The organism is Oceanospirillum beijerinckii DSM 7166, assembly GCF_000422425.1.
Classification (GTDB): Bacteria; Pseudomonadota; Gammaproteobacteria; order Pseudomonadales; family Halomonadaceae; genus Oceanospirillum; species Oceanospirillum beijerinckii.
Genome location: NZ_AULT01000093.1, coordinates 1 through 3,155 on the forward strand (window position 1 = coordinate 1; position 3,155 = coordinate 3,155).

At 55.3% G+C, this 3,155-nt stretch carries 4 protein-coding genes; all 4 read right to left on the reverse strand.

The window, feature by feature from the left end:
• The coding region (locus H579_RS26485; protein WP_036566760.1) for a hypothetical protein at positions 1 to 204 on the reverse strand (204 nt) is incomplete at its 3' end.
• A 76-nt stretch (positions 205 to 280) separates the two neighbouring features.
• The gene (locus tag H579_RS0118485) at positions 281 to 985 is read right to left on the reverse strand and encodes a hypothetical protein (RefSeq protein ID WP_028301895.1); all 705 of its coding nucleotides are present in this window, start codon (positions 983 to 985) and stop codon (positions 281 to 283) included.
• A 55-nt stretch (positions 986 to 1,040) separates the two neighbouring features.
• Positions 1,041 to 2,450, reverse strand: coding sequence for a hypothetical protein (locus H579_RS0118490; RefSeq protein WP_028301896.1), 1,410 nt, complete (start codon positions 2,448 to 2,450; stop codon positions 1,041 to 1,043).
• Between the two features lie 66 nt (positions 2,451 to 2,516).
• Positions 2,517 to 3,002 carry a hypothetical protein gene (locus tag H579_RS0118495; protein WP_028301897.1) on the reverse strand — a complete coding sequence of 162 codons (486 nt, stop codon included), beginning with the start codon at positions 3,000 to 3,002 and terminating at the stop codon, positions 2,517 to 2,519.
• Positions 3,003 to 3,155 lie beyond the last annotated feature (153 nt).

Genomic DNA, 3,155 nt, shown 5'->3' on the forward strand with positions numbered 1-3,155 from the left:
AGAAACACTGCCACCCTCCAACTTTAACCAGCCACGGCTCAGGCTGAACTGCGCTTCACAATCCAGCAGGCGGATGTTGTCGCCGGGCTTATACCAGCGTTGCGGCTCACCCACACGGTGGGCATAAGTGACGACATAATCTTTCTTGCCGTCATCAACTTTCTCAGGCTCTTGCACCTGAGGCGTTTTAGCCGTTTTAGGCATACCTATCTCCAGATATCAAAAAAGCCCTGCAGGAGATCCCACAAGGCTTATGTTTTAAGTTTGACTCGCCGGTGCATCACTGCAACAGCAACTCAGGCGGCCAGTCTTTTTGCCAGCCGGTGGCGATGGCCTGCAGCTGATCAAACCAGTCATCCGGCAGGGTGTCGGTTTCACTGTCATGCAGCGCTTTCAGGGCGTTAATCTGATCACCTGCCGCTTGAGCATCGCCCAGCACAATGCCTGTCGCCGTGGCGGCTGCCATGACTTTGGCACTGATCTTTTCTACCACCACTGCCACGGTGACACCCCGACGCTGGGCCAGCCCTTCGATCAGCGGGACGCTGGCGGTATGGTCTGCCGTCCAGGCGGCTGCTTCGGCCTGTTGCTGTGCCCAGGTTTTTACTTCCTGTTCGGTGTAGCCCTGTTCGATACGGGCCAGGGCTGTGTCCTGTTGTTCCGCAATACGGTTCAGGGTGTCGGCTACTGCTTCGTCAAAAGGCATGGCGGTATAGGTGATGGTTCGCAGCAGGCGAGGGTGTGAGGGTTCATACTGCCAGCCGGTCAGAGTGCCGCGATAGCCGGTCTTAGCCGGTGGCTGTGGGCGCTCTTCAATGCCCGGTACAATCTGCAGAGTACGGTTGGCAATGCGCTGGGTAACGGCTTCGATAAAAGTGGTTTCAGTCAGGTTAAAGCCCATCTGCGCGGCTTTGCGGGTCAGGATCGTATGATCAGACACAGGGTCGCATTCGATCTGACCGTTCAGGATCAGTCCGTATTTCATAAGGGTTCCTTTCAGGGGATAAATCAGAGAGTGGTATCAGGAGAGAACGAAAGGATCAGACCGGTTCGCGGCGAACAGGGATGACGATTCGTCCTGACTGTCGATTTTCTACACCTTGAAAAGCAATATACCCATCAGCCCGCACATCCCACGTATAAGACGCTCCCCACTCAGTAGACGACCAGATATATCTGGTTCCCATACCGGAAAAAGACAAACCGTGAGTGCTGTCTGCTGCATCTATCTCAGCGGCTACTGCAACTATAGCCGCCAGCTCTTCTCTATTCGGCAGATACCAGTCTGGACCCAGATCACGACAGAACTGTGCTGCAACCGGACCGACATGATTAAAATCATCACGAATATTACTGTAATTGCTGATTAATATATTTGTATTGTCGTAACCAGACCGAGGATCAACAACCGACGTGCTGGTGATGTTTTGTAGTACCGTATCGACTCTCGTCAAACCAAATGCGCACAAAGAGCTTCGCTGCGACGCAGGCGCAACAATCAGCCGGTAGCCATTCATTACCGGCCCACCGATACCGCCATCGGGATACACTACACCCACACCACTGGCCGCCTGAGTCGTAATACGCACAAGATCAGACCATTCCCCCCAGCCCAGGGCCGCCCCCTGATAACGCACCCGAATATCCAGCTCTGTCTCAGCTGGCCAGTTTGTTGTTACTGCAACCTCTGTGGTGGCGGCTATCTCGCCGCTGTCCCAGACCACAGCCCCGCTGGTATCCAATGCCTGAAACTGGCTTTTCAGATGAACGTCATAACCCGCTGGGGTGACGGTGTAGGCGCTGGCAGTAATCACAGGCTGTAGTACCACCCCGGTCATCCCTGCTGCCGGGCTGGTAATTGATGGTTTAGCCATCACTCCGGCACTGACACTCCACGCATATGTTTGTGGCACGGCGGCGACGTTATTAGACATCGCGGTCAGCGTCATACCACCTGGGCCGGTAAAGGTCAGCTGTGTGCTCTGACCATCCGGGATCTCTGTTGCACTGGCATTGACCCCAACCAGATCTGTCAGATGCCAGGTCACAGGAGCACCCGATGGTGTACTGGCCCCGGATGGGCGGAAAATCACGCTCTGCCCGCTGCTGTAATTATCCGCCAGTGTTGTGCCGGTGACGTTTGAGGTATCCGGCAGGTACTGCAGAACGTTACGCACTGCATCAGTGACTTCAGCCGCCGAATACTGACCGATCAGTTGTTGTATCTGCTGTGCCGTGCTATCGCTCTGCACCACAGCGGTTGCCATCGTTGCCAGTGTTTCCGGGGCGCTCAGATGCTGATTAATCAATGCAATCAACTGCGTCTGATCCACCCCGCCGGTACTGGCCAGCGCATCCTGCAAAGCCTTCATCGCTTCAGACTGCCAGCCACCCACCGCTTCAATCAGTGCGGCGATCTGGCCTGACAGCGTGACTTCTTCTTCCGTCATAGCGTTATCCTGTTAGAGCAGACCCGAAGGTCTGCCGGTTAATCATTACCCGTGACCGGGCTACTGTTACTGGGCTGTCAGCGTCGCCGTACCGTTATTGAACGCAGTGGTCAGTCCTTGCAGGGCAATCACCAGTTGCTGGTCGGTATAGGTTTTCGCAGCAGCGACGGAGTCATCAGCCAGCACCTGCGCTGCCGTTGCGTCAATTTTATTGGCCAGCAGAGCCTGCACATCGCCGTCTGCCGCTGCCCAGGCGGTATTGATATCGGAGATCTTCTGGGCCAGATCAGCATCCGTGGCATAGGTGTCATCCAGTGCCTGAATCGCAGCATCCAGCTGATCAATACGCCCGGCCACCTTACCCAGGGTATCGTTGTCCACATCGGCGGTGCCGGTCAGCTGGGTACGCAGATCCGAGATAGCCGCATTCAGCTGTGCCGTAATACTGCCGTCGATCTGACCAAATTTGGTCTGTACCTGACCGACCAGCGCGCCGACCGCAGTCTGCAGAGAAGCCAGTGCCTGAGCCGGAGTGATCGTTACTTCTGACATAGTGATGTTTCCTTTTTACTTACTGAGAGATAATGCCCCTTTTGGGTGCGCTTATGGATTTGCGAGTTGCTGCAGTTGCTGATCCAGCCGGATCAGGTACTGTTCCTGCCGCAGAATCGCGGTTTTATTTTCAATATCGGAGGCGGCCAGTGC

Excerpts from the sequence above, each read along its gene's own strand:
- H579_RS0118490 (WP_028301896.1), bottom strand. The coding sequence starts at position 2,450 with ATGACGGAAGAAGAAGTCACGCTGTCAGGCCAGATCGCCGCACTGATT.
- H579_RS0118495 (WP_028301897.1), bottom strand. The coding sequence starts at position 3,002 with ATGTCAGAAGTAACGATCACTCCGGCTCAGGCACTGGCTTCTCTGCAG.
- H579_RS0118485 (WP_028301895.1), bottom strand. The coding sequence starts at position 985 with ATGAAATACGGACTGATCCTGAACGGTCAGATCGAATGCGACCCTGTG.